Here is a 25356-nt window from a genome sequence, read left to right as displayed (position 1 = left end):
CATGGCTATGTCATTCCGCTCTGCTACCCGCAAGTTTTCCTCCCTCACGCTCCTGCTTGTGCTGCTTACGCCGGCGTTCTCAGCGCTGGCCGAATCGCGTACCCCCCAGTTCGCCACCGACGACGAAGTGAACACCATGCAGGTATTCAACTTCGCCAGCCCGTCCGTGGTCTATGTGACCAACGAAACCCTGGTGCGGGACCGCTGGAGCCTGCGCCTGCACACTGTGCCCAAGGGCGCGGGGAGCGGCTTTATCTGGGATGACCAGGGGCATGTGGTGACCAATTACCATGTGATCGAAAAGGCGCGAAAAATTACTATCACCCTGCAGGACCGCAGCGAGTGGCCCGCCGAACTGGTGGGGTCGGCCCCGGAAAAGGATCTGGCGGTGGTCAGGATCAGCGCACCACGGGAGTTACTGAAACCTCTGGTACCGGGTAACTCAGCGGGGCTCGCGGTAGGCCGCAAGGTGCTCGCCATCGGCAATCCCTTTGGCCTCGACACCACCCTCACCACCGGCGTGGTCAGCGCACTGGGCCGCGAGATTGAGGCAGCCGGCAATCGCACCATCCGCAATGTGATCCAGACGGACGCGGCCATCAATCCCGGCAACTCCGGCGGCCCGCTACTGGACAGCAGCGGGCGCCTGATCGGCGTAAATACCGCCATCTACAGCCCGAGTGGCGCCAGCGTCGGGATCGGCTTTGCTATCCCGGTGGACACGGTGAAAAAGATCGTGCCGGAGCTGATTGCCCACGGCCGCCTGGTGCGCCCGATCCTCGGCATCGAATCCGCGCCCGATCAGTGGGCGAGCCAGTACGACTTCAAGGGCGTGGCGGTATTGCGCACCGCGCCGGGCCTGCCCGCGGAGCAAGCCGGGTTGCGCGGGGTTTACCGCGGCGATCGCGGCGGCTGGCAGCTGGGGGATGTGATCGTGGGTATTGACGGCCACCCCATCGGCAATTACGACGACCTGATGAATGTGCTGGAAAACCACCGCCCCGGCGACCGGGTGCGGGTCGATTATCTGCGCGACGGCGAGGCGCTACAGACCTCGCTGGTGCTCGCCGCGCCGTGATCCGATACACTCGCCCGCCCACTCGACGACAACATATAAAAGACAGCCGATGCAAAAACACTTTCTCTGCCGCTACGAAGACATTAACGAAGGCGACGCCAAGGGCTTCTCCGTCGGCGACGCCAGTGCCGGCCTGGACAATGTATTTGCCGTGAAAAAGGACGGTGAAATCTTCGCCTACAAGAACATCTGCCCGCATCGGGGTATCAATCTGGAGTGGCAGCCAGATCAGTTTCTGGATTCAGAGAAGGCCTTGATCCAGTGTGCATCCCACGGCGCGTTGTTTGAAATCAGCACCGGTGAGTGCATCGCCGGCCCCTGCGCCGGAGATGCGCTGACGCCAGTGCCGGTGGAATACGCCCAGGACGGGCTGTATGTGATTCTGGCGGACTGATCCGGCGGTTTCTGTTGGGCACAGCTTCGCTTTGCCCAACAATACGATCAGGCGATGAACGGCAGGCGCTCGGCGAGGCGGATTTCACCCGCGGCCAACGCGGCCCGGTAAGCAATCACCTCCACACCGGCCTCGACCGCCTGCACCAGTGCCGCCGCATACGCGGGGTCAATTTCCCCAGCCGCCTCCACCGTCTCAATGCCCGAGTGCTGCACACAGTAGAACAACACGGCGCGCACCCCGGCTTCCGCCAGTTTCTGCAGTTCACGCAGATGCTTGGCTCCCCGCACACTCACCGCATCAGGAAACATTCCGCGCGCGCCCTCCGCCAGGGTGACATTTTTCACTTCCACGTAGCAGTCGCCATCGCCGCGGCTCAGCAACAGGTCTATACGACTGTTCTCCTCCCCGTATTTCACTTCCCGGCGCAGGCTGTCGTAGCCCTGTAGTTCGCGGATCACACCGCTATGTATCGCCTCCTCCACCAGCGCGTTGGCGCGCCCGGTGTTCACCCCGGCGAGCGCGCCCTCCGGCGTGGTGGTAATTTCGAGGGTGTGGCGGTATTTGCGTTTGGCGTTGCCGGAATCGGAAAACCAGCACGGCGTGTTTTCCAGCCAGCAGTTCTTCATGGAGCCGGTATTCGGACAGTGAATGGTTATAATTTCACCAGACGAAAGTTGGATGTCGGCGAGAAAACGTTTGTAGCGGCGCAGTAACAGCCCTTCGCCCAGAGCCGGATCAAATTTCACGAAGTATCCTGTGAATGGTTAGGCGTGAGTATTTCTTGAAAGAGACTCACAAAAAGTCAGCGTTGGCCGGCACAAGCGCCAGCCTGATGAAAAAAGCGTCGTCAGAATACACCAATCGGTGCGACTCTGGCCGGAGGATCGTCGCCGCAGATCTGCTCGGGCAACATTTTGTGGCGCCGCCCACGGAGATTTGGTAGTTTCCTCGCCTTGGTCGCCGCGGCGGCCTGAGGATACAGCCTGCGGTCGCTTAGGCTTTGAGCCTGCAAGGCTTGAATTTGGTTGTAGTGCCCCTATAAAACAGGGCCCCGTATTACGAGAGAGGCAATGACTATGCCCAATACTGCTGCGAAATCCGATTCTCTGCACGGCTTCGAGCCCTATCAGGAAACAAAGGGCGAGGAGTACATGAATGAGAAGCAGCAGGAGCACTTCCGCAAGCTGCTGCTCGCCTGGAAGGCCGAACTCATGGCAGAGGTGGATCGCACCGTATCGCACATGAAGGACGAAGCTGCGAACTTCCCCGACCCGGCAGATCGCGCCAGCCAGGAAGAGGAATTCAGTCTGGAACTGCGCACCCGCGATCGCGAGCGCAAATTGATCAAAAAGATCGACGCCACCATTGAGCTGATCGATCAGGACGACTACGGCTTCTGCGAAGCCTGCGGCGTCGAAATCGGCATCCGCCGTCTGGAAGCGCGGCCCACCGCTACCCTGTGTGTGGACTGCAAAACCCTGGCGGAAATCAAAGAGAAGCAGATTTCGGGGTGAAGCCGTGCGCTGAGCGGGCATTGCTCGCTGCGCGAATTCACGCCCGGCCGTTCCGGGCGCGGTGAGTGCCCGGAACGGCCGCAGTGGTCGGACCGGGCCAAGCGCCTGAGACGGAAACTCGCAACGAGCCCAGCTGGTGAACACCCGCGGCAACGTTTGCCCGACACCCTATCCCATGACCTCCCCAAGCTACATCGGCCGCTTTGCGCCCTCTCCCACCGGCCCCCTGCACTTCGGCTCGCTGGTCTGTGCCGTCGGCAGCTATCTGGATGCCGTGGCCCACGGCGGCACCTGGCTGATCCGTATGGAAGACCTGGACCCACCGCGGGAAATGCCAGGCGCCGCTGAGCGGATACTGCACTCACTGGACACCCACGAGCTACACAGCCAGCGCCCAATCGAGTGGCAGAGCCGGCGCCACCATCTCTACCAGAACGCGCTGGAGCAGCTGCGCGAAAAAGGCTTGGTCTATCCCTGCGGATGCACCCGCGAGCAGATCCGCCGCTCCGGCGGCCATCGTCGCGCGACATGCCGACAATACACGCCAGGCAGCGACGCACTCACCGCTCTGCGCTTCTGCTGCGAAGGCGAGGAAGAACGCTTCGACGATCTCTGGCACGGCGCCCAGATCCAGCACACGGTCGAAGACCCTATCCTGAAACGCAAAGATGGACTCTATGCCTACCAGTTGGCAGTGGTAGTGGACGATATCGCTCAGGGTGTGACCTGCGTAGTGCGCGGCGCCGATCTACTGGACTGCACCGGGGTCCAGCGCCGCCTTTTTCGGGCCCTCGGGGCCGAGCCACCCGGCTTTGGCCACCTGCCACTGGTGATGAATGAAAGCGGGCAGAAACTCAGCAAACAGAACCAAGCCGCCGCGCTGGACGACGCCCGTCCCGCCGAAAACCTGCTGCAGGCGCTGCGTTTTCTCGGCTTTCACCCGCCCGCAGAACTGATATTGGAGCAACCCCGCCATATTCTCGCCTGGGCCGCGGCCCGCTGGCAGCGCCGGCAGATTGACCCTCGCAACCGCCTGCTGCATCAATAGGCGCAAGTTTGCGCAATAGGCCACGGAGTGTTGAACTGCCCCCCAACGGCGCATTACCATTTTGCGCCATATTTTCTCTGCCTTACCGCAGGACGACCCCGACAGGTCCTTAATGAGCAACCGTACCCTGTTAATCCTGCTGGTACTGGTGGGCTATGTATTCAGCCCCACCGTATTCACCTGGATGATCAATCCCACCGGCGCCTGGTATCGCCCGTTTATTCTGTGGTTCGTCCTGATCCTGCTGGCGATCTTCATTCAACGGAGGCGCCGCCCGGATGACCTTTGAAATCGTCAATATCGCACTGATTGGCGTTGCCTATATCTTCGCGCTGTTTTTCGTCGCCTTTGCCACCTCCAAAGGCTGGCTGCCGAGCAACTGGGTGCGGCATCCGTTTTTCTACGTGCTGTCGCTGGGGGTTTCCCTGAGCGCCTGGACCTATTACGGCATCATCGATCTGGCGTGGCAGCACGGCTATGGGGTGCTGGCCTATTATCTCGGCACCGGTGCCATGTTTCTGTTCGCGCCAGTGGCGCTCGAGCCACTGGCGCGCCTGGCCCAGCGTTATCAGCTCACGTCCCCCGCCGACCTGCTGGTGTTCCGCTACCACAGCCGCGAGGCGGGCACCCTTGCCACCTTGTTCATGCTGCTGGGGCTGCTGCCGCTGATCGCACTGCAAATCCAGGCGGTAGCGGAGACTCTGGCACTGCTGTCGCGCGACAATGTAGCGGCGCTGGCACTGCCGGACAGCGGCGTCACCAGCAAGGATCTGATTGCCTTCTTCTACTGTGTGCTGCTGGCGCTGTTTACCACCACCTACGGCGCATCGCGCAAGCGCCGGGCGGGCCTCGCCAGTGCCATGGCGCTGGAATCCCTGGTGAAGCTGTTGGCGCTACTGGCGGTGGGGCTCTACGCCGTGTATGGCGTTTTCGGCGGCTTGGGCGGGCTCGACAAGTGGCTGGCGCAAAACAGTGACATGCAGCAGCTTCTATATTCGCCGATCAAACAGGGTTCCTCGCACACCCTGCTGCTGGTATTCATCGCCACCGCCGTGGCCATGCCGCATATTTTCTATCTGAGCATTGCCGAGCGGCCCGCGGCCCTGGGCCTGCGCACCGCAAGCTGGGGGTTCCCGCTGTTCCTGCTTTTGATGGCACTGCCGATCTTCCCCATCATGTGGGCGGGTTTTGCACTGGATGTGGCGGAGCCAGTGCAGTACTTCACTCTCGCAGTACCGCGCGCCAGCGGGTCCGCGCTGCTGACGATTGTGGCGTTTATCGGCGGCCTGTCCGCCGCCACCGGCGCACTGATCATGATCACCCTGGCGCTCTCCACCATGGTGATGAACCATTGGTTGCTGCCCGGCACCCGCTGGCAATCCGACGACAATATGTACCGCCAGTTGCTGTGGCTGCGCCGTTCGCTGGTGGCGGCGCTGTTCCTGGCGGGATTCGGCTTCTATCTACTTTTGAACAACCGCCTGTCGCTGTCCGACCTGGCCATTATCGCGTTCATTGCCTCTCTGCAGTTCCTGCCGGGAATCTTTGCGGTGATCCACTGGCCTCAGGGCAACCGCCGCGGCTTTATCGGTGGCCTGCTCGCCGGCATGCTGATTTGGGCCGCCGGCCTGCTGTTACCGGCCATGGTGGGGAACAGCGGCATTACTTTCGGCGACTATCGCCTGCCGCTGGGCATGGAAATCTGGCCGCAGATCACCACCCTGTCACTGTCCGTAAACGTGCTGCTGTTTGTTGGCCTGTCGCTGTTCACCCCAACCTCCAGCCTGGAGCGCTATGCCGCCGACCTGTGCAGCGACGACTCCATCAGCCAGGCCCTGCGCCTTGAGCTGGATGTGCAATCCGCCGCGGATTTCCGCCTGCGCCTGTCGGAAAGCCTCGGCGCCGCCACCGCCAGCCAGGAAGTGAACCGCGCTTTGCGCCAGCTCAACCTGACGGAAAATGAGCGCCGCCCCTACGCGTTGCGCCAGCTGCGCGACCGGCTTGAAGCCAACCTGTCGGGCCTGCTGGGACGGGTGCTGGCCGGCCAGATCGTGGACCGTCACCTGCCGTTCGTAACCAGCGATCAGCCGGCGAACAAAGACATCCACCTGATCGAGACACGCCTCAGCCGCTACAAAAACCAGCTCACCGGTCTCGCCGCGGAACTGAACAATCTGCGCCTTTACCACCGGCAGATGCTGGAAGAGCTGCCCATGGCCGCCTGCTCCCTCGGCCGCGATGGCGAAATCCTGCTGTGGAACTACGCCATGGCGGAGGTCACCGGTATTACCGCCAGTGAGGTGATCGGCTCGAAACTGGAGTACCTGCCGGAACCCTGGCGGACCCTGCTGACGGAGTTCGCGCAGTCGGAAGACGCCAGCCGCTTCAAGCAGCAGATAGAAATGAACGGTAACAACCACTGGCTCAATCTGCACAAGACCCGCCTGAAGCAGAAAAAATACGGGCGCGACAGCACCAGAGTCAAAGACAACCGCGGCGACGGCCAGATGCTGTTGGTGGAGGACATCACCGAGACCCAGGTGCTGGAGCAGGAATTGATGCACAGCGAGCGCCTGGCCTCTGTGGGCCGCCTCGCCGCCGGGGTGGCGCACGAGGTGGGCAACCCGGTAACAGGCATCGCCTGCCTCGCGCAGAACCTGCAGTTCGAGTCGGACAACCCGGAAGTACTGGAGACCGCAGACCAGATCCTGAGCCAGACCCAGCGCATCAGCCGAATCGTGCACTCCCTGGTGAGTTTCTCCCACAGCGGCACTCACGACCGCGAGAAGGCACCGGTAGACCTGCGCGCCTGTGTGGAGGAGGCGGTACAGCTGCTGTCTCTGCAGCGGGACAAAACCCAGGTCACCTTCGCCAACAGCGTCCCCGCAGATCTGGTCGCGCTGGGAGACAACCAGCGCCTGATCCAGGTCTTTATCAACCTGCTGAGCAACGCCCGCGACGCCAGCCCCGATGGCGGTCATATCGACGTGGAAGGCTATGTCCGCGCGGGGCTTGCGTGTATCGCGGTGACCGACAATGGCCCGGGGATTTCACCGGCACACCGCGACCGGATTCTGGAACCCTTCTTCACCACCAAAGAACCCGGTGAAGGTACCGGTCTCGGTCTCGCCATGGTGTACAGCATTGTGGAAGAACATGGAGGGCAGCTGGAACTGGTGAGTCCGGCCCACCCCGAAACCGGCCGCGGGGCGCGGTTTGTGGTGCAATTACCGCTGGAGGGCGCGGCGCACGGCCTGGAAATATGACAGGCCTGTTACGGGCGGATGAAAAATAATTGGATAAATTTTAGCCTTCAACTGGCAACTGGGTTGCATCGAAACGCCCAACAGGTAAAACTTAGGCCCCTCTGAACATTTTGTAACCAGGCGTAACACATGAGCCACATCCTGATCGTAGAAGATGAAGCCATTATCCGCACGGCCCTGCGCAAGCTGCTGGAGAGGCACCGCTACAAGATCAGTGAAGCCGGCTCGGTACGTGAGGCGACCACCAAATATCGCCTCACGGATGTAGACCTGATCATTTCGGACCTGCGCCTCCCGGGCGCGCCCGGCACCGATCTGCTGAAGCTGGCAGGTGACGTACCGGTGCTGATCATGACCAGTTACGCCAGCCTGCGCTCGGCGGTGGACTCCATGCGCATGGGCGCTGCAGACTACATTGCCAAACCCTTCGATCACGACGAAATGATCGCCACCGTGCGCCGGGTGATCGGCAAGGCGGAGCAGAACCGCGCTGCCGGCGCCGCCGCTGCCGACAGCAAGGCCGAGGGCCGCGCCATTGCCGGCATGATCGGCGACAGCCCGGTGATGCGCGATCTCTACGCGCGTATCCACAAGGTAGCGCCCACCGATGCCACGGTGCTGGTGCACGGCGAAACCGGCACCGGTAAAGAGCTGGTGGCTCGCGCCATTCACGAGGAGAGCAAGCGCAGCGGCAAACCGCTGATCTCGGTGAACTGCGCGGCGATTCCGGAAACATTGATCGAAGCGGAGCTGTTCGGTCACGAAAAAGGCGCGTTTACCGGCGCCCAGACCGCCCGCGAGGGTCTGGTAGCGGCGGCCGACGGCGGCACCCTGTTCCTCGACGAGATTGGTGAACTCCCCCTCGAGGCCCAGGCGCGCCTGCTGCGGGTACTGCAGGAGGGCGAGGTGCGCCCCATCGGCGCAATCGAGTCCCGCAAGGTCAACGTGCGGCTGGTTGCGGCGACTCACCGCAATCTGCGCCAGCTGGCGGCGGAGCGCCGCTTCCGCGAGGACCTTTATTACCGCATCAATGTGGTCCAGCTGACGCTGCCACCGCTGCGCGAGCGCGGCAAGGATGTGCTGTCCATTGCCGAGAACCTGATTGAGAAGTTCTGCGCCAAGATCAGTCGCCCCATCCTCAAGTTGTCACCGGAGGCGATCCAGGCGGTAACAACCTACACCTGGCCGGGTAACGTGCGCGAGCTGGAGAATGCGATCCAGCGCGCAGTGATCCTTACGGAGGATGCCAGTGAGATCGATTACGAGACGCTGGATATCGATCTGGACCTGGTTCCCATCGATGAGGCGGACCCGGAGCGCCGTCCGCGCAACAGTCTGCATTCGGATCCGCGGGAGGATCTGTCACTGGAGGATTACTTCGCGCGTTTCGTTCTGGAACACCAGGACACGATGAGCGAGACGGATCTGGCGAAGAAGCTCGGCGTGAGCCGCAAGTGCCTGTGGGAGCGCCGGCAGAAGCTCGGCATTCCGCGCAAGAAGTCCAAGCGTACGGCGGAAGAAGAGGCCTGAGTATCAAACTCCGAGATACCTAACACCCTCCCGAACACCTTTTGTGGCGGTGTCGCTACCGGGGATGGTCTTGCGAGACACGAGCTAGGCGCTCCCCCTCAACCCATCCCTGGGGGCTCTGCACCGCCATCCATGGCGGTGAAGGTCTCGCAAGACCATCCCCGGCATCGCCACCTTCTCCCAACCCCCTGCGTCCGCCCTGCTATCACTACTGTCTAATTTCGCTAATTCGCTTCAGTTAATTCCTTGAAAATCAACAAGTTGCGCAACCAAAGGTTTGCGGGCGTCTGTGTGCGCGGGATTCGTGTCGGGAGAAAAATTGGTAACAAGTGAAAGTGTTACCCCCTCTCCCAGGTGAGTAACAGTTGCCGTACCTTGCGTAACGGAAAGCTGTGTTCCCGCAGCGCAAAAAAGTTCCCAATTTTTTTAACTTATTGATTTATAAAGAAATTTTAAAGTTGGCACGCTATCTGCTTTGTATAGGTCAAACAACAAGAACAGCCAAGAATAAAAATAAATGACTGTTTAAGCCCTAATAACAACTGACAATAAGTGGGCGCAACAAAAAAACAATAAAAACGGGCAGATCGATAATAAAAGCCAAAGTGATCGATGACCGGAGCAAAAACTGAGCAATAACAACAATAAGGCTCAACACAACAATAAAAATAAACAAAAAGTAATAAGAACTAAAACAACAATAAACAATAAGAATAAAGCGTAATAACAAAAACAATAACTTGTAGAAGACAACAAAAATAACGACAAGCACGTGACAAACTGACTGATTGTGCCTGGGAGAGGGTTTGCTGAAAAGCAAATTGATAGCGCAAGGAAGCCGCTGCCTTCATACCGAATAAGAATAATTCCCTTCTTTTCTTTTCCAATGAATGCACACATTTGCTGGTACCCGCAGGGAGCGGGGCCGGCAGCTGTGCGTTGCGCTGTGTGTGATAGAATCCGCCCCCATACGAGCCAGGAACACCGCCATCCCGGTACCAGCTCGCTATGAGCCACCAGGATCAACCGTAGAGCCGCCCATGCACTGGGCTGCGGATAACACAGTAAGCCGTATGTTCAATTCCCTGATCAGCAGTATCAAACGCTGGCACAACAAATCAAAAACCACCGACGCCAATGGCGACACCCCGCTCATGTCCAGCGAGGGTGGTCGCGGTAAACCGCCGCTCAAGAAGTCCCCAGGCAAGTCAACCAGGCCCAAAGCCAGCGACACGGGCGTATCCCGTGTGATCATCCCCCGCAGTGATCACAGCCTGTCCCGCCGGGACGTGAGCCGCGCGGCGCTTACGGTAATGAAGCGGCTGCAGGAGGGCGGTTTTGAGGCTTATATCGTCGGCGGCGGTGTGCGCGATTTACTGCTGGGCGGCCACCCCAAGGACTTTGACGTCGCGACCGATGCCACCCCCGAGCAGGCGCGGCAGCTGTTTCGCGGTTCGCGCATTGTCGGCCGCCGCTTCCGCATCCTGCACGCGCGTATCGGCCGCGAGGTAATTGAGGTCACCACCTTCCGCGGCCACCACAGCGATGGCGAAGAGCATGAGGCACAGCAGTCCGAACACGGCATGCTGCTGCGCGACAATGTCTACGGTGACCTTGAGAGTGATGCAATCCGGCGGGATTTCACGGTCAACGCACTCTACTACACCACCAATGGTTTCGAGATCCACGACTACACCGGTGGCATTCGGGATATCGAGCAGCGCCTGATCCGCATGATTGGCGATCCGGAAACCCGCTATAAGGAAGACCCGGTACGCATGCTGCGCGCGGTGCGCTTTGCAGCGAAGCTCGATTTTGATATTGAACCGGCCACCGCCGCTCCCCTGAAAGAACTGGCACCACTGCTGCGCAACATCGCCCCTGCGCGCATGTTCGACGAGGTGTTGAAGCTGCTGATGAGCGGCCACGGCGAGCGCACATTCGAGCTGCTGCGCCAGTACCAGTTGTGGCAGCATCTGTTCCCGGACAACGCGCGCCTGCTGGACAACCCCGAGGCCCTGGCCCTTACCCGCCAGGCCCTGCGCAATACCGATACCCGTATTCGCGAAGACCTGCGGGTAACGCCGGCGTTCCTGTACGCGGCACTGCTGTGGCCGGGGGTCAATGCCGAACAGCAATACCTCGAAAGCAAGGGCGTTCCCCCGGTGCCGGCACTGGCGCAGGCCGCGCAGAAAATTACCAGCAACCAGCTGGTGCACACGGCGATTCCCAAGCGCTTCACCATCCCCATGCGCGAGATCTGGGACATGCAATCCCGCCTGCCCCGCCGCAGTGGCGAGCGCGCCTTCCGCCTGATGGAGCTTCCCAAATTCCGAGCGGCCTACGATTTCCTGTTGCTGCGCGAAGACAGTGGCGAGATTCCCGCGGGCCTCGGCCAGTGGTGGACGGCGTTCCAGCAGGCAGATGAGGAACAGCGGCTGCAGATGGTGCGCGACCTGCCGCGCAACGGCGCGCAGGGCAGCGGCAAAGGCCGTGGCCGGCGCAATCGCGGCGGCCGCAACCGTGGCCGCCAGGGTGGCAATCGGCAGGGCGGCGGCGCGGAACATCCGTCGAATTGAGCGGAAATCACAAGTGACACGCTGTTATATTGGCCTCGGCAGCAATCTTGCGGACCCGGCGGCCCAGCTGCGCAGTGCGCTCGCGCACATGGAAGAAATTCCACAGACGCAGGTTCTGAGTTGCTCCGGCTTTTACGCCAGTGCGCCCATCGGCCCCGGTGAGCAACCGGATTACGTCAATGCAGTGGCCTGTGTCGAAACGTCATTGGCGGCGGAAGCGCTGCTGGATGCGCTGCAGGCTATCGAGCACCTTCACGGCCGCGAGCGCACCCTGCGCTGGGGCGCGCGCACGCTGGACCTGGATATTCTGCTGTTCGGTGATAAAACGCTGGGTACCGCACGACTGACCGTGCCGCACCCGCGCATGGCGGAACGCAATTTCGTGCTGGAACCGCTGGCAGAGCTGGCACCAGACCTGTGTATGCCCGACGGTACACCGTTGCAGACACTGCTGGCCCGGTGTCCACCCAACCGCTTGCATCGACTGAAATAACCGGTACCGACGGAAATCAGGGAACAAGAAGGAGCAACCCCGGTGACAAAATCCTCCGTATCCGACAACACACCTTCCGAAGACTACAGCGCAGAGAATCTGGCCCTGGAACTGAACCTGCAGGAGCGCAAACTGCCCCGCTTTATCGCAGTTGAAGGCAATATCGGCGTAGGCAAAACCACCTTGGCGAAAAAGCTGGCCGCCACCTTCAATTACGATACATTGCTCGAACTGCCGGAAGAAAATCCCTTCCTCGAGCGCTTCTACCGCGACCCGAAAAACGCCGCGCTCCCCACGCAACTGCACTTCCTGCTGCAGCGTTCGCAACAGATTCAGGCCCTGCGCCAAGACGATCTGTTCAAGCCGGTGCGGGTGGCGGACTTCCTGATTGAAAAAGATCACCTGTTCGCGGAAGTTACCCTGGACAGCGACGAACTGCAGCTCTACCGCCAGGTCTACCAGCACCTGACACTGGAAGCGCCGAAGCCGGATCTCGTAATTTACCTGCAGGCGCCCCTCGAAGTACTGCAGCAGCGCATCCACAAACGCGGTATCGCCGCTGAGCGCAGTATCAGCAACGAGTACCTGGCGACCCTCAACGAGGCCTATACCAACTTCTTTCACTATTACGACCAAGCGCCCCTGCTGATCGTGAACTGTGCCGAGATCGACATCGTCGACCAGCAGCGGGATTACCTTCAACTGGTGGAATACCTGCTGGAGATCAAGAGCGGCCGCCACTACTACAATCCCGGCAGATAGGCACCGCCTTCCTGCCGCTTGAGTATCCCGGTGTCACGCCGCGGATGTACCACGGGCCCCGCGCCCCAGATTAGCGAGTAATCACCATGCCCTACGCCCCCAGTGAGCTGACAAAGCCTGTTACTGTCCAGACCCTGCGCAAGATGAAGGCGGATGGAGAGAAGTTTATCTGTGTCGCCCTCTACGACGCCCCCATGGCCGCAATGGCGCAGAGAACCGGGGTGGAAACCGTGTTGATCGGCGATTCCCTCGGCATGACTGTGCTCGGCTACGACAGCACCATTCCGGTCACCATGGAACAGATGATCTACCACGTGGAAGCGGTGGCCCGCGGCAACAAAAAATCCCTGATCATGGGCGACCTGCCATTCATGACATACGCCACACCGGAGCAAGCGCTTACCAATGCCACCCGCATCATGCAGGCGGGCGCGCACATGGTGAAAATTGAGGGCGGCGCCTGGCTCGCGCCCACCGTAAAAATGCTGACCGAGCGCGGCATTCCGGTGTGTGCGCACCTGGGACTGACGCCACAGTCGGTACACAAATTGGGCGGCTACCGGGTGCAGGGGCGCGACGACGACCACGCCGGAGAAATTTTGAACGACGCCGTACAGCTGGATGAGGCCGGTGCAGATCTGCTGGTGCTGGAGTGCGTGCCTTCGGAGTTGGGTAAGCGCATCACTGAAGCGGTCTCCATGCCGACCATCGGTATCGGCGCCGGCCCTCATACCGACGCCCAGGTACTGGTCATCAATGACATCCTCGGCCTCACGGAAAAACCGCCGAAGTTCTCCAAGAACTTCCTCGCGGAAGCGGGCAACATTCCCGGCGCTCTGCGCAAATACGCCGAAGACGTAAAAAACGGCACCTTCCCCGGCACCGACCACAGCTTTAATTGAGCCGCCGCAGGCCGGAGACTACTCAATGGAATTTACTGCCATTCTCGACGGTGCCGGCAGTGGCGGCACCACGAATATTCCCAGCGGATGGGCCCAGGGCCGCGCTACCTTTGGCGGTCTCGTCGCCGCGATGCTGTACCGACACGTCGAGGCGACACTGGAACAGGCCTCTGAGGCGCCGGTAGCGAATACTCCCCTGCGCTCCCTCACGGTCTCGTTCGTGGCCCCGGCGGAAGCCGGTGAACTGCAGGCGAGCGCCCGGATACTGCGCGCCGGCCGTTCCGCAGTGCAGATCGAAGCCCACGCCAGCCAGGGCGACCAGGTCGTGACCGCTGCCCTGGCGAGTTTTGGCAAACCGCGCACTTCGGCAATCGCCGTGGCGACCGACGCCGCTCCGGAGTTTCCCAAACCGGAGTCCTGCGAGGCGCTCCCCTATATCGAGGGACTAGTGCCGGAGTTCACCCGCCACTTTGACTACCGGATCTGTGCTGGCGCCCTGCCCTTCAGTGGCCACCGCGAAGGCCGTATTGGTGGCTGGGTCCGCTTCCGCGAATCCGCGGGCCCCGCCACCACCGCGCACCTGCTTGCGCTGATCGACGCCTGGCCACCGGCGGTGCTGCCGATGTTGAAGACCGTCGCCCCCGCCAGCTCGCTGACATGGACCGTGGAACTAATGCCCGCCGCCATGACCGCTGACTGTGACAGCGGCGACTGGTGGCAGTATCTGGCAGAGGTGGAACAGGCGGAAGATGGTTACGCGGTGATCCAGGCGCGACTGTGGAACAGCCGCGGTGTGCTGATGGCGCTGACACGGCAGACGGTAACGGTGTTCGCCTGACGGCGGTCCCGCAACACGATGGACGCTACAACCACCGTTTCCAGCGGAATACCACTAGCTGGATCGCCACTGTCACCACCAGTAACACACTGAAAATCAGAAAAGCGCGGGGATTCTCGGAACCGGGGATACCGCCGACATTGATGCCCAGCAGACCGGTGAAAAAACCCAGCGGCAGGAAGATGGCGGCGATAATGGAGAGCACATACATGCGGCTGTTGAGCTGCTCGGAAATGCGGCTCATCAACTCTTCCTGGGTGACCGCCGCGCGCTCGCGCACCGCGTCGATATCCTCAATATGCCGCAACAGGCGGTCACTCACCTCGCGCAACTGCAGGCGGTCCGCCTCGCTGATCCACGCCAGTTTCTCCCCCAGAAAGCGCGCCAGTGCCTCCCGCTGCGGCGACAGGTAGCGGCGCAGTGTGATGGTCTGCTTGCGCAGCATCGCCAGATCCAGGCGCAGATTGGCGCTGGCGCCACCCACCACCCGGTCTTCGAGCTCGTCGATCACCTCCTCGAAGTTGTCCACCGTGTCGCTCATGCGCCATACCAGCAGATCCGCGATCTCCACCACCAGCCCGGCCGTTGAGGTTGGTCCGCGCCCGCCATCCAACTGAGTACAGAGATCGTCGATGGACAGCAGGCGGCGCCGGCGCGTGCTGATAACCCGCGTCTCCTCCGCCCACAGGCGGATGGACACCATGTCCTCCGGCTGGGATTCCGGGTTGAGGTTGACCCCGCGCAGCGCGATCAGCAGGCCGCTGCCGATACCCGTGGTGCGAGGGCGGGTTTCCTCTGTCAGCAGCGCATCGGCCACCAGCGGATCCAGGTTGGCCGCACCGCTGATCCAGGTGCGGGCGTCCTTGTCGGTGTAGTCGAAGTGCAACCACAGACGCCCCTGGTCCGGCGTCCACTGCTGCACCTCCGGCCACTGCATACGGCGTCCACCGCCGCGGCCGTCGAGGAGATAGGCGTGAATCAGTCCGGTTTGCATGGGGCCTCCTGCCTCGGGATGGTTTGCTGACAGTAACTTAACGGCTGAGCGTCAGGCGGGCGCGGGCGGACTCCCCGGGCTGCAGTCGCCAGCTGTCGGCAAACGCATTGCCGTGCTCCACGCAGACAAAACCGCGGTAGTGCGGGCCTATGTCACTTATGGTGGCGGCGAGCTCGGCACCCGGGTTCCAGGTGATGACCGTGTGGCAGTTTTCGCTCTCGGCAGTGATCGGATTGGGCGTGTGGATAACCTGGTGGGCGGGAGCCCGCTCAAATACGCGATCCACTTCACCGGCAAAGGTCTGCATGCCATCGAGGCGGTCGCGAACGAAAGCGCGGGTCTTGTCGAGGAACTCACCGCCGTCCAGTCCCTCCACCTCCACCGCATTCACATCTTCCACCGCAAAATAGCTGTGCAGGGCCCAGCTGTATTCCGCGGCGCTGTCGGCGCTGTTGGTAAGCTCAAGCTCAAAGATGAGACTCTTGCCCAGGACGATTTTCAGGGTGCAGGTAAAGCTCGCGGGAAACAGTGCATCCCCTGGATGCTGGAAGCGGAGCGTCAGCTCCACCGCGCCGTCGGACAGCATTTCACTATCGGCGAGTTCCCACAATTGCGTGCGCACCAGCCCGTGCTTGGGTTTTGAGGGGTCTTCCCGGTTTTCCCCGAACCAGGGCAAGCACAGCGGCACACCGCCCCGCACGGCGGTACCCGCCGCAAAGGGGGTTGCGGGGCTTAACCACAGCAGCGGCGCGCGGCCGCTGGCGGCAAACTCCAGTACCTGAGCCCCCTGCAGGGAGATCACTGCGCGACACAGGCCGGTTTCCACCAGCAGCAGGTCCAGGCCAGGGTTGCCGTACAGGGCACCGCTGTCGGTGCGGGTGAGGTAGCTGTGGGCGGGATCGTCGAATGCGGCCACTGCGGGAGACTCCGTTTTCTTGTTCTTCGAGGGAAATGGCGCCGGTAGCGGATACATGTGAAAGTATCCTGTGGCGCAGGAATCAAGGTCTACTCTGCCTTTTCGATCTGCAGCCAGTCAAACCCTTCCTGCTGACAGGCAAAAATGCAGTTGGCGGCCTGGGCGGCAGCGTCGCCCAGTGCCGCGCGCGCCAGCTCCAGGCTGTTGTTTTTCTCACTGATATGAGCGACCACCAGATGCTGCAAGCGCTGGCTGCCGATACGCTGCAGAAAACCTGCCGCCTGCTGATTGCTGAGGTGCCCGTAGGCGCCGCCGACGCGCCGCTTCAATGACGGTGGATAAGGCCCCTGCGCCAGCATCATGGGGTCGTGATTGGCCTCCAGCACCAGCGCGTCGCAATCGCCGTAGTGGGATTCCACATGGGGTGTGATGGTCCCGAGGTCGGTCAGCAGCCCGAGACTGCTGCCCCGGCTGCGGAAGACAAACTGCGCGGCCTCGCGGGCGTCATGGGGTACCGCCACCGGAGTGACCTGGATGTCGCCCACGGCGAAGGGCTGGTGGCCCTCGATCAACTGCACCGCAGGCAGCGCGCCGAAATCCCGCGCGCGCAAGGTGCCGGGGGTGAGATACACCGGCAGCCGGTACTTGCGCGCCAGCGGACCGACACCGGCCATATGATCGCTGTGTTCATGGGTGACGAGAATGGCGGAGAGCTCCGCGGGGGAAAGACCGAGCCGCGCCATGCGCCGTTCGGTCTCCTTGATGGTGAAGCCGCAGTCCACCAACAGACAGTGGTCGCCGGAGGCGACCAGAGTGCCATTGCCCTTGCTGCCACTACCCAGGGAGGCAAATCTGATCGCCATGTGCGTGTCCCAGCCGGAGGTCAGATCAGGTTCTGGCGAATGGCCATCAGCAGCTCTGATGCCTTGTTGCGACCGAGTGGCTGGCCGCGGGTATTGCGGATGCGCACTTCGATGGTGTCGTTTTCACTGCGCAATACCACCAGATAGCCGGGGATATTGCTGTTGGGGGAACCGCCGAGTCCCTGGAGGTTGGCAAACAGCCGCGGCTCGGCGGTGGAGCTGGTGTCGATATTCGCCAGCACCTGCTGCAGGCTGTATGCGTCGGCCGCTTTTGCCTGCTTGTCGTCGTCTTCGCCGGAGCCCCAGCTGGAGAACCAGCCGGTTTCCTCTTCCGAAAGTTCCCGGTCGGTGTCGTAGGTTACGTAAAAGACGCCGATATCCGCGTCTTCCTTGTGCAAGCGGTAGGCACCGGTATTGAGGGCGTGGGCCACGGTTGCCCAGGCGCGGTTCATGGCCAGGTCGAGCGCGATGTACGGCTCTTTGCCCGCCGGTTCCATCACCTGCACCTTCACCTTGCCGCCACCGATAGCCTGAGCCACCAGCGAAGCCGCGGCGCCGCTGTCATCGGCCGCCAGCGCGTTGGACATTTCGTCGATCATCCAGCCCTCGCGTTCGGGGTTGGTGGACTGCGCCGGCCAATCCACCGGGCCGTTGGCCGGTGCGTCCAGGGCCGCAGAATAGTGGCGCACATGAACTTCGGTGGTATCGGGTTGCACCCCGGACTCCACCTGCAGGCGGTATTTGTCTTTGGTTTGCGGGCTTTCACCAAATGTAAGCCAAGTGGTTTCCATGGTGCCGGCACCGGCGTCAGACATCGCCAGCTGCAAACCGGCGGTGCGCAGGAAATAGTGCAGCTGCGGCCACACCTCATCCGGTGGCTGGTTCACCAGCACCCAGCGGCGGTTGCCCAGCTTCTGGATTTTCACCCGGTCGAGCCCTACGTTGACCGACAACGCCTGCGGGCGCGGCACTTCGAAGGAGCCGCGCTCCACCTCGCCGCTGATCTGCGGCACTTCGTAGAGTTCCTCCTGGTGCTTGGCAGTAACGCCCTCCGGCATCTGCAACGGAGGCAGGCTGTCGGCCAGCTGGTAGTCGTCACCGCGGTCGCGGAAGTAACCGTCCTGGCCGAAAATGCCACAGCCACCGAGGGTGGTAACCGCAGCGCACAGCAGGGCTCCGGCGGTAAATTTTGTCATTATTGGTACCTTGTCGAATCAGTCCCGATCGCAATTGTTCTGAAGCGGTATAGACCATGAGGCCGGGAAAATTGTTTCCTGCAGCCTCAGTACGTTCTCGCCGTCAGTCTACCGTGAGCGCTGCCTGTCAGAGCACACCCGCACTGCGCAGCGCCTCGCGCACCACGCCGTGGTGCTCAGCAGACAGACCGGTAAGCGGCAGGCGGATTCCGCTGTCGATGCGACCCATTTCCTTTAGCGCCCATTTCACCGGTATGGGGTTGGACTCCACAAACAGTGTTTTGTGCAATATTTCTATGCGTTGATTGATGGCGCGCGCGGTCACGGCGTCGCCAGACAGGGCCGCTTCGCACATCTGCGCCACCGCCGCTGGCGCCACGTTCGCGGTCACGCTGATGTTGCCGTGGCCGCCAAGCAGCATCAGCTCTACTGCGGTGGCGTCGTCACCGGAGTAGACGGCGAAATCTTCCGGCACCAGATCCAGGATCTGGCGCGCGCGCTCCAAATCGCCAGTGGCTTCTTTGATGCCGACGATGTTGGCAACGGAAGACAGGCGGCGCACCGTGTCGGGCAGCATGTCCACCGCCGTGCGCCCCGGCACATTGTAGAGGATCTGCGGAATAGCAACGGCCTTGGCCACGGCCTTGTAGTGTTGGTACAGGCCCTCTTGTGTGGGCTTGTTGTAGTAAGGAGTCACCAGCAGGCAGGCGTCCGCGCCGCACTTGGCCGCAGTCGCGGTGAGTTCAATGGCTTCGGTGGTGGAGTTGGCGCCGGTACCGGCGATCACCGGAATGCGCCCGGCAACCTGGTCCACCACGCGGCGGATGACTTCCAGGTGTTCGTGCACATCGAGGGTGGCGGATTCACCGGTGGTGCCCACCGCAACCAGCGCGCGGGTGCCCTGCTCGATGTGCCATTCCACCAGTTCGTGCAGTTTGTCCCAATCCAGGCTGCCGTCTGCATACATGGGTGTGGCCAGCGCCACCATACTGCCGGAAATCATTGCAACTCCTTCTCCAACCGGCCTGCAGCCGGCCTGTACCGCCAAAAAAATGAATGCGGTATGTTACTGACCGTGCCAGTTCGATGCCAGCGCAAAATTTATCCCACTGCGCGGCAGGGAGTCCGGCGGATATTGATCAAATTTTGCGCTTTTTGCGCCGCCGTTTCCGTTTCGGGTAATACGGCTCCTCACCTTCAGGGCGAGTCTTGAAGCGACGGTGCACCCACATGTACTGCGCAGCATTCTCACGCATGCGCGCTTCTACAAACTGGTTGACCAGCGCCGCGTCTTTCAATTCATCGCCGGAGGGGATCTCGGTGATCGGCGGGAACACCCGGACCTGGTAAAACCCCTTTCCCTCCAGGCGCGTTACCGTATAGGGCACCACCTGGGCGCGACCAACCCGCGCAAAGCGCGAAGTACCGGTAACGGTGGCGGCAGGGATCCCAAACAACGGGGCGAATACCCCCTGTTTGATGCCGTAGTCCTGATCCGGCGCATACCAGACCGCACGCCCCTTCTGCAGCGCCCGCAACATGCCGCGTACGTCCTTACGCTGGTACACCTCGGAATCCTCCCCGAGGCGCTCGCGCCCCTTGCGCTGCATGTAGTCATACACTGGATTCTTATGCGGGCGGTACATGCCGTCCACCGGGTGGCTCAGGGACATAAACTGGGCGCCGATTTCCAGTGTGGTGAAGTGCATCGCCAGCATCACCACACCCTGGCCGCGGCTGTGGGGCTCCTGCAGATATTCCAGCCCCTCGATGGTAAAGCGCCGGCGCAGCCAGCGGCTGGAGCGGAACCACGCCATGCCGGTCTCCATCAGCGCGATACCGTTGGAAGCGAAGTTGCGGCGCAGCAGTTGCTCGCGCTCCATGGCGGAAAGCTCGGGAAAGCACAGCGCCAGATTGCGCTCGGCGATCTGGCGCCGATCGCTGGCAAAGCGCAGCATCAGCCGGCCCAGCATGCGACCGATCGCCATTTGCCAGTTGTACGGCAGCTGCGCCACCGCAAACCATACGCCGAACAGAAGCCAGGTCAGCCAGTAGCGCGGGTGCAGCAGGGCAGCACGAAAACGGGGTTTTTCCATAAGTTGCGGACAGCAGAGATCGGGGAACAGGCACCAGGCGGCCAATGCCCCCGGACGAAAACGGCGCATTATAGCCGCGCAGCACCGCCCTAGGGTACTCCCGGCGGCCCGCCCGCCCGGTGACCGATCTCTTTTGGACGCAACTAACTCCAGAGAGTCTCAGTGCCGCAGCAGTGCGTCCAGCTCGTCCACCACTTCGCACCAGTCGGAATCTTCCAGAATCGCATCGTGCAGGAATTTGCGCTGGCTCTCGTTCCAGAATCTGGCGTGGAAGAGCTTGTCCTCACCGTCCAGGTGATGTTTACCGAGAAATTCCTCGATGGCGCGATCGTCAGAACGCAACCCCAGCTGGGCGAACAGATCGTTGAGGGTGTGGTAACCAGCCTGCATGAGTACTCCCTTTGACCCGAGCATCGAATCAGCGTTGATCGGCGCGAAACACTACCTCGAAGTATAGACATTCAGAGGTGAGGTTCACGCCTTACGGTATTGTTCACGGTGCCGGATTGGGATTCTGCCGGTGCACCGCCTCAATGGCTTCCAGTTGCTCGCTACTCAACTGCAGCTGACTGCTGGAGATATTGGCACGGAGCTGTTCCATGGTAGTGGCACCAATGATGTTGGACGTCACAAACGGCTGCTGGTTCACAAACGCCAGCGCCATCTGCACCGGGTCGAGGCCGAACGCCGCCGCCAGTTTCACGTACTGCTCGGTGGCGGATACCGCGCGCTCATTGGTATAGCGCTGGAACCGCTCGAACAGGGTCAGGCGCGCGCCCGCAGGTCTCGCTCCATTCAGGTACTTGCCGCTCAAAGTGCCAAACGCCAGGGGTGAATAGGCCAGCAGGCCGCACTGTTCGCGAATGGCCATTTCCGCCAGTCCCACTTCGAAGGTGCGGTTCAGCAGATTGTAGGGATTCTGAATCGAGGCGATGCGCGGCCTGTTGCCGTGGGAGGCGAGGCGCAGGTAGCGGTGCACACCCCAGGGCGTCTCATTCGAAAGGCCGATGTGGCGCACCTTGCCCGCCGCCACAAGCTCCTGCAGCGCGCTCAGGGTTTCACTGATATCCACACCGTCGTCACCGCCATGCCGGTATCCGAGTTGCCCGAAGTAGTTGGACTGACGCTCCGGCCAGTGCACCTGGTAGAGATCGATGTAGTCGGTCTTGAGCCGAGCCAGGGAATCGTCACAGGCCCGCAGTATCTGGTCGCGGTCGAGGCGTGGGCCGCCACGAATGTGGCCGACACCGGAGTTGCCCTCGCCGCGCCCTGTCACCTTGGTCGCCAGCACCAGCGACTGCCGCTTACCACGCTTCTCCAGCCAGTTGCCGATGATCTCCTCTGTGCGGCCGTAGGTCTCGGGTTTTGGCGGTACCGGGTACATTTCCGCGCAGTCGATAAAATTCACTCCCTGAGCAACCGCATAATCCAGCTGCTCGAAGGCCTCCGTCTCGCTGTTCTGTTCGCCATAGGTCATGGTACCGAGGCAGATCTTGCTTACTTCGAGATCGGTTTTTCCGAGCTTGCGGGTTTCCATGAAACGTCTCCTGCGGAATCAAAAGTGCACGATTATAAAACGGAAACGCCGGGCAATTGCCCGGCGTTTCTTTTCGACGCAATTTTTAAAATGCCATGGGGCAGCGCTTATTTGAAGTCCGCTTCCACTAACGGACTGATGTCGGCATCGTAATCGATACCTTTTACACCAAAGCCGAACAGTTTGAGGAAGTCGTCGGCGTAACCTTTGTAGTCAGTCAACTCGAACAGATTTTCCTCGGTCACTTCCGGCCACAGTTTTTCGATTTTGGCCTGGGTTTCCGCGCGCAGTTCTTTCTCGTCCATACGGAAGCGGTTGGCGTCGTCGAGGCGCGGAGCGTCGGTGTACAGGCCTTCCGTGTAGAGGCGGTACAGCTGTTCAATACAGCCCTCGTGAGTGCCCTCTTCCTTCATCACTTTGTAAACAAGAGAGATATACAGTGGCATCACAGGAATCGCCGAGCTGGACTGAGTGACCAGAGCTTTCAGCACGGCGACATTGGCGCTCGCGCTGCCACTGTCACTGATGGCTTTGGCGGCGCGATCCAGATCTTCCTTGGCCTTGCCAATGGTGGCGTGACCGTAGATCGGCCAGGTGAGTTTGTCACCAATATAGGTGTAGGCGACGGTTTTGCAGTCGTCCGCCAGTACGCCGGCGTCGTTCAGGGCCTGCATCCACAGTTCCCAGTCTTCGCCGCCCATCACTTTGACCGTGGCCGCGATTTCTTCTTCGTTCGCAGGCTCGACGCTGATGTCGGAGATTTCCAGCTTGTCGGTGTTGAGGTTTTTCGCGGTATAGGATTTGCCGATGGGCTTCAATACGGAGCTGTACAGTTCGCCGGTTTTCGGGTCGGTACGTCTTGGAGAGGCGAGACTGTAGATGACCAGGTCGATCTTGCCCATGTCCTGCTTGATCAGGTCGATAGCCTGGGCTTTGATTTCGTCGGAGAACGCATCGCCATTGATGCTCTTGGCATAAAGGCCGGCGTTATGCGCTTCTTCTTCGAAGGCTGCGGCATTGTAGTAACCTGCGGAGGCAGTGCGCTTGTCGGTCGGCGGCTTTTCAAAGAATACACCGAGGGTGCTGGCGCCACAGCCGAAGGCGGCGGTGATGCGGGACGCGAGGCCATAGCCGGTGGAGGCGCCGACCACAAGCACGTTCTTGGGACCGTTTTCAATGGCGGGCTGGGATTTGATGTATTCGATCTGCTCGCGCACGTTGGCGGCGCAGCCCTGTGGGTGGGCGTTGGTGCAGATGAATCCGCGAACTTTCGGCTGGATGATCATGCCGGGCTCTCTCCGTTGGGTGATTCTTCGATATGCGCCCGCCGACTGGCGGGCCATAAAGCGGCACATTCTAATGGCGTTTGCGGGCGACTCCCAGAGTGGCAAGTCACGATACGGTAATTTCGCGGCCAGAATATCTAGTGTTGCGGCCAGTTTAGCCAAGTTGGACTCCAAGCCCCCGCCCTCGAAAAGAGCGGAGCGCACATTTTTTGCACACTTTTGACTAAACCAGGCTTAGGGGTCCTCTTATTCAAGTTCAGTGGCGGGAAGCCACCGGGTGAAAGGTTTCAGAACCGCTGTGGATCCCCGCAAGCGGGCCCGGCCACCAATCACAGATTGGCGTCGTTCGTCTGTGCGCGAAGCAATGCTTCACAAACGCTTGTCTCACCCCTGTACGCTGCGTCGGCGGCGTGGCCCGGCCGCTTCAGCGCGGCGCCTTCGGCCCCTGTCGCCGACGCTTCTGAAACCTTTCACCCGGCACCTTTCCTTCGCATTTAGGTATTCACTTCGAATCAAAAAATATTCACAGCTTCTTGGCACGCTAAATGCAATTTCTCCCCTGGGGCCGTTATGGAATGCGGCGATATTTTCCCCCCAACCCAGGGTCAACCAGCGAGGTAAATTCTCATGAAGTACTACTCACGTCATTTCGTAAAACCCGGCGACCTGAATCCGGCCCAGCGTCTGTTTGGTGGCCAGGCACTGGCGTGGATAGATGAGGAGGCGGCTATTTTCGCAGGGTGCCAGATGGGCACCGCCAACATCGTGACCAAGCTGATGTCTGAAATTGATTTTGTGAGTTCCGCGGTGTGCGGGGATATCGTGGAGTTTGGGTTTGAGGTAGTGGACATTGGTCGCACGTCGCTGACGGTGCACTGCGAAATGCGCAACAAACAGACCCGGGACCTGATTGTGCGGGTGGATCGTATCGTGTTTGTGGCACTGGATGCGGAAGGGAAACCGACGCCGCACAAAAAGGCGGGGATGAGTGTCGAGCAGGCGGCAAATGCAGCCAATTCGGAAAGCAGACTCGCCAGCTGATTTTTCCGTTGAAGAGGCCCGGAGCGTCATGCTCCGGGCTTTCAGTTTTCCGCCGGATTACGTCAACGCAGTAGCAGCAGTGGTTGATTGGTCCCCAACAACATTTTGGCAGTGACACTGCCGAGTAGCAGATCGCGCAATTTGCTGTGGCTGAACGCCCCCATCACCGTCAGGTCGATATCGTGCTCCTGCTGGTAACTGATCAGCGTATCCACCGTCTTGCCCTGCAGGTTGGCGCTGGTTACCGAAACACCGCCAACACTCAACGCCTGCGCCCCTTCCGCCAGCACCGTCTCAGCGCCATCGCCCACATATACCAGATGGCACTCCACATGTTTGAACAGCGCACTGTGTGCCACCATATCCAGCGCCTTGCGCGCTGCTTCGCTACCATCGTAGGCAAGCATGATGGAACGCGGCGCACAGAACTCGCGGTTCACCACCAGAATCGGCTTGTGCAGTGACCGCACGATCGACTCCAACTGCGCGCCCAAACCGCGATTCTCCTCCCCGTGCTCCTCACCGCGAATCCCCAGCACCAGAACCCGGATATGATCCTCCAGCTCCACCAGCGACTCGATCAGCGAACCGTGACGCTGGCAGGTAACCACCCGCTCAGCCCCCGCATCCACCGCCCGCTCCCGCGTACGCTCCAACATCTGCCGCCCCTGCTCAAGCTGCAGCTTTGAGCGCTGCTGCTCCAGACTCGTCAGCTCCTCCAGCAATTCCTCCTGGCTGCCGAGCCCGATACTCCCGGTCAGATCCGCTACCGCAGGTGTGGAGATTCGTTCGATGTTGTGCAGAAGCTTGATGGGCGCACCGACGGTGGTGGCAATCCACGTGGCATAGTCGCAGACAGCACCGCTGAAACGGGAGCCGTCGATACAGGAGAGTACAACAGGATCTTTCTGTTCGGTCATTATTATTTTCTCTCGTTATCGCAAGTCATTTTCGAAGTGCAAACATCAGACTTGAAGCTCTGGTGGCGGGGGAATGATTTCAAAAGCGTCGCAAACAGGG

General features: G+C 60.9%; 24 protein-coding genes. 13 read left to right on the top strand and 11 right to left on the bottom strand.

Annotated features, from left to right (window positions below):
• The first annotated feature begins 1 nt into the window (after window position 1).
• Window positions 2–1078 carry a S1C family serine protease gene (locus GNX18_RS19275; protein WP_138236036.1) on the top strand — a complete coding sequence of 359 codons (1077 nt, stop codon included), beginning with the start codon at window positions 2–4 and terminating at the stop codon, window positions 1076–1078.
• A 49-nt stretch (window positions 1079–1127) separates the two neighbouring features.
• Window positions 1128–1472: a Rieske (2Fe-2S) protein gene (locus tag GNX18_RS19270; RefSeq protein WP_138236037.1), complete on the top strand. Its 345-nt coding sequence runs from the start codon at window positions 1128–1130 to the stop codon at window positions 1470–1472.
• 47 nt (window positions 1473–1519) lie between these two features.
• On the opposite strand, the gene sfsA is transcribed toward GNX18_RS19270, so the two are convergent.
• Window positions 1520–2221, bottom strand: a complete 702-nt coding sequence (gene sfsA, locus GNX18_RS19265) for a DNA/RNA nuclease SfsA (protein WP_138236038.1) — start codon at window positions 2219–2221, stop codon at window positions 1520–1522.
• A gap of 330 nt (window positions 2222–2551) precedes the next feature.
• Between sfsA and dksA the strand changes: the two genes are divergently transcribed.
• From dksA to GNX18_RS19215, 10 genes are all read left to right on the top strand, one after another.
• Window positions 2552–2989, top strand: coding sequence for an RNA polymerase-binding protein DksA (gene dksA / locus GNX18_RS19260; protein WP_138236082.1), 438 nt, complete (start codon window positions 2552–2554; stop codon window positions 2987–2989).
• Window positions 2990–3125: 136 nt separating this feature from the next.
• Complete coding sequence (gene gluQRS / locus GNX18_RS19255) at window positions 3126–4037, top strand: tRNA glutamyl-Q(34) synthetase GluQRS (protein ID WP_240914111.1); 912 nt, start codon at window positions 3126–3128, stop codon at window positions 4035–4037.
• A 112-nt stretch (window positions 4038–4149) separates the two neighbouring features.
• Complete coding sequence (locus GNX18_RS19250) at window positions 4150–4326, top strand: hypothetical protein (RefSeq protein ID WP_166220175.1); 177 nt, start codon at window positions 4150–4152, stop codon at window positions 4324–4326.
• Window positions 4316–7303 carry an ATP-binding protein gene (locus tag GNX18_RS19245; RefSeq protein ID WP_166220173.1) on the top strand — a complete coding sequence of 996 codons (2988 nt, stop codon included), beginning with the start codon at window positions 4316–4318 and terminating at the stop codon, window positions 7301–7303. The genes GNX18_RS19250 and GNX18_RS19245 overlap by 11 nt, the downstream gene beginning before the upstream one ends.
• 129 nt (window positions 7304–7432) lie before the next feature.
• Complete coding sequence (locus GNX18_RS19240) at window positions 7433–8833, top strand: sigma-54 dependent transcriptional regulator (RefSeq protein ID WP_138236040.1); 1401 nt, start codon at window positions 7433–7435, stop codon at window positions 8831–8833.
• Window positions 8834–9987: 1154 nt separating this feature from the next.
• A complete protein-coding gene (pcnB, locus tag GNX18_RS19235; RefSeq protein ID WP_371808113.1) occupies window positions 9988–11412 on the top strand; it encodes a polynucleotide adenylyltransferase PcnB in 1425 nt (474 codons plus the stop codon).
• 13 nt (window positions 11413–11425) lie between these two features.
• A complete protein-coding gene (gene folK / locus GNX18_RS19230; RefSeq protein WP_205828190.1) occupies window positions 11426–11905 on the top strand; it encodes a 2-amino-4-hydroxy-6-hydroxymethyldihydropteridine diphosphokinase in 480 nt (159 codons plus the stop codon).
• Window positions 11906–12004: 99 nt separating this feature from the next.
• Complete coding sequence (locus tag GNX18_RS19225; RefSeq protein WP_240914391.1) at window positions 12005–12667, top strand: deoxynucleoside kinase; 663 nt, start codon at window positions 12005–12007, stop codon at window positions 12665–12667.
• A gap of 86 nt (window positions 12668–12753) precedes the next feature.
• A complete protein-coding gene (panB, locus tag GNX18_RS19220; RefSeq protein ID WP_138236044.1) occupies window positions 12754–13569 on the top strand; it encodes a 3-methyl-2-oxobutanoate hydroxymethyltransferase in 816 nt (271 codons plus the stop codon).
• A gap of 25 nt (window positions 13570–13594) precedes the next feature.
• Window positions 13595–14407: an acyl-CoA thioesterase II gene (locus GNX18_RS19215; RefSeq protein WP_138236045.1), complete on the top strand. Its 813-nt coding sequence runs from the start codon at window positions 13595–13597 to the stop codon at window positions 14405–14407.
• 25 nt (window positions 14408–14432) lie between these two features.
• Here the strand turns inward: GNX18_RS19215 and zntB are convergent, their stop codons facing one another.
• From zntB to fabV, 9 genes are all read right to left on the bottom strand, one after another.
• Complete coding sequence (gene zntB / locus GNX18_RS19210; protein WP_166220169.1) at window positions 14433–15401, bottom strand: zinc transporter ZntB; 969 nt, start codon at window positions 15399–15401, stop codon at window positions 14433–14435.
• Between the two features lie 37 nt (window positions 15402–15438).
• Entirely contained in the window at window positions 15439–16374 is a 936-nt protein-coding gene (locus GNX18_RS19205) for a D-hexose-6-phosphate mutarotase (RefSeq protein ID WP_166220167.1), read from the bottom strand.
• A gap of 32 nt (window positions 16375–16406) precedes the next feature.
• Window positions 16407–17180 (bottom strand): MBL fold metallo-hydrolase, encoded by a 774-nt coding sequence (locus GNX18_RS19200; RefSeq protein ID WP_166220165.1) that lies wholly within the window; start codon window positions 17178–17180, stop codon window positions 16407–16409.
• Window positions 17181–17200: 20 nt separating this feature from the next.
• Window positions 17201–18376 carry an outer membrane protein assembly factor BamC gene (gene bamC, locus GNX18_RS19195; protein WP_138236049.1) on the bottom strand — a complete coding sequence of 392 codons (1176 nt, stop codon included), beginning with the start codon at window positions 18374–18376 and terminating at the stop codon, window positions 17201–17203.
• 127 nt (window positions 18377–18503) lie between these two features.
• The gene (gene dapA / locus GNX18_RS19190) at window positions 18504–19379 is read right to left on the bottom strand and encodes a 4-hydroxy-tetrahydrodipicolinate synthase (RefSeq protein WP_138236050.1); all 876 of its coding nucleotides are present in this window, start codon (window positions 19377–19379) and stop codon (window positions 18504–18506) included.
• 136 nt (window positions 19380–19515) lie between these two features.
• Window positions 19516–20541 carry an LpxL/LpxP family Kdo(2)-lipid IV(A) lauroyl/palmitoleoyl acyltransferase gene (gene lpxL, locus GNX18_RS19185; RefSeq protein ID WP_240914109.1) on the bottom strand — a complete coding sequence of 342 codons (1026 nt, stop codon included), beginning with the start codon at window positions 20539–20541 and terminating at the stop codon, window positions 19516–19518.
• Window positions 20542–20631: 90 nt separating this feature from the next.
• On the bottom strand, window positions 20632–20862 hold the full coding sequence (locus GNX18_RS19180) for a DUF2789 family protein (protein ID WP_138236051.1): 231 nt from the start codon (window positions 20860–20862) through the stop codon (window positions 20632–20634).
• 103 nt (window positions 20863–20965) lie between these two features.
• Window positions 20966–22009 carry an NADP(H)-dependent aldo-keto reductase gene (locus tag GNX18_RS19175; protein ID WP_138236052.1) on the bottom strand — a complete coding sequence of 348 codons (1044 nt, stop codon included), beginning with the start codon at window positions 22007–22009 and terminating at the stop codon, window positions 20966–20968.
• A 107-nt stretch (window positions 22010–22116) separates the two neighbouring features.
• The gene (fabV, locus tag GNX18_RS19170) at window positions 22117–23295 is read right to left on the bottom strand and encodes an enoyl-ACP reductase FabV (protein WP_166220163.1); all 1179 of its coding nucleotides are present in this window, start codon (window positions 23293–23295) and stop codon (window positions 22117–22119) included.
• Window positions 23296–23922: 627 nt separating this feature from the next.
• Between fabV and GNX18_RS19165 the strand changes: the two genes are divergently transcribed.
• A complete protein-coding gene (locus GNX18_RS19165) occupies window positions 23923–24336 on the top strand; it encodes an acyl-CoA thioesterase (RefSeq protein ID WP_138236054.1) in 414 nt (137 codons plus the stop codon).
• Window positions 24337–24398: 62 nt separating this feature from the next.
• On the opposite strand, the gene GNX18_RS19160 is transcribed toward GNX18_RS19165, so the two are convergent.
• Window positions 24399–25256, bottom strand: a complete 858-nt coding sequence (locus GNX18_RS19160; RefSeq protein WP_166220161.1) for a universal stress protein — start codon at window positions 25254–25256, stop codon at window positions 24399–24401.
• Between the last annotated feature and the right edge of the window lie 100 nt (window positions 25257–25356).

The organism is Microbulbifer sp. SH-1, from assembly GCF_011326135.1.
In the GTDB taxonomy this organism is placed as follows: domain Bacteria; phylum Pseudomonadota; class Gammaproteobacteria; order Pseudomonadales; family Cellvibrionaceae; genus Microbulbifer; species Microbulbifer harenosus.
The sequence above is the reverse complement of the archived record's forward strand: the minus strand, read 5'-3'. Positions and strand labels throughout refer to the sequence as shown.

Coding starts and splice junctions, on each gene's coding strand:
- GNX18_RS19175 (WP_138236052.1), bottom strand. CDS start 22,009: ATGGAAACCCGCAAGCTCGGAAAAACCGATCTCGAAGTAAGCAAGATC.
- GNX18_RS19215 (WP_138236045.1), top strand. CDS start 13,595: ATGGAATTTACTGCCATTCTCGACGGTGCCGGCAGTGGCGGCACCACG.
- fabV (WP_166220163.1), bottom strand. CDS start 23,295: ATGATCATCCAGCCGAAAGTTCGCGGATTCATCTGCACCAACGCCCAC.
- pcnB (WP_371808113.1), top strand. CDS start 9,988: ATGTCCAGCGAGGGTGGTCGCGGTAAACCGCCGCTCAAGAAGTCCCCA.
- GNX18_RS19160 (WP_166220161.1), bottom strand. CDS start 25,256: ATGACCGAACAGAAAGATCCTGTTGTACTCTCCTGTATCGACGGCTCC.
- GNX18_RS19275 (WP_138236036.1), top strand. CDS start 2: ATGGCTATGTCATTCCGCTCTGCTACCCGCAAGTTTTCCTCCCTCACG.
- GNX18_RS19270 (WP_138236037.1), top strand. CDS start 1,128: ATGCAAAAACACTTTCTCTGCCGCTACGAAGACATTAACGAAGGCGAC.
- GNX18_RS19180 (WP_138236051.1), bottom strand. CDS start 20,862: ATGCAGGCTGGTTACCACACCCTCAACGATCTGTTCGCCCAGCTGGGG.
- bamC (WP_138236049.1), bottom strand. CDS start 18,376: ATGACAAAATTTACCGCCGGAGCCCTGCTGTGCGCTGCGGTTACCACC.
- GNX18_RS19205 (WP_166220167.1), bottom strand. CDS start 16,374: ATGTATCCGCTACCGGCGCCATTTCCCTCGAAGAACAAGAAAACGGAG.
- dapA (WP_138236050.1), bottom strand. CDS start 19,379: ATGATTTCCGGCAGTATGGTGGCGCTGGCCACACCCATGTATGCAGAC.
- GNX18_RS19200 (WP_166220165.1), bottom strand. CDS start 17,180: ATGGCGATCAGATTTGCCTCCCTGGGTAGTGGCAGCAAGGGCAATGGC.
- GNX18_RS19250 (WP_166220175.1), top strand. CDS start 4,150: ATGAGCAACCGTACCCTGTTAATCCTGCTGGTACTGGTGGGCTATGTA.
- zntB (WP_166220169.1), bottom strand. CDS start 15,401: ATGCAAACCGGACTGATTCACGCCTATCTCCTCGACGGCCGCGGCGGT.
- dksA (WP_138236082.1), top strand. CDS start 2,552: ATGCCCAATACTGCTGCGAAATCCGATTCTCTGCACGGCTTCGAGCCC.
- lpxL (WP_240914109.1), bottom strand. CDS start 20,541: ATGCGCCGTTTTCGTCCGGGGGCATTGGCCGCCTGGTGCCTGTTCCCC.
- GNX18_RS19165 (WP_138236054.1), top strand. CDS start 23,923: ATGAAGTACTACTCACGTCATTTCGTAAAACCCGGCGACCTGAATCCG.
- GNX18_RS19240 (WP_138236040.1), top strand. CDS start 7,433: ATGAGCCACATCCTGATCGTAGAAGATGAAGCCATTATCCGCACGGCC.
- panB (WP_138236044.1), top strand. CDS start 12,754: ATGCCCTACGCCCCCAGTGAGCTGACAAAGCCTGTTACTGTCCAGACC.
- GNX18_RS19245 (WP_166220173.1), top strand. CDS start 4,316: ATGACCTTTGAAATCGTCAATATCGCACTGATTGGCGTTGCCTATATC.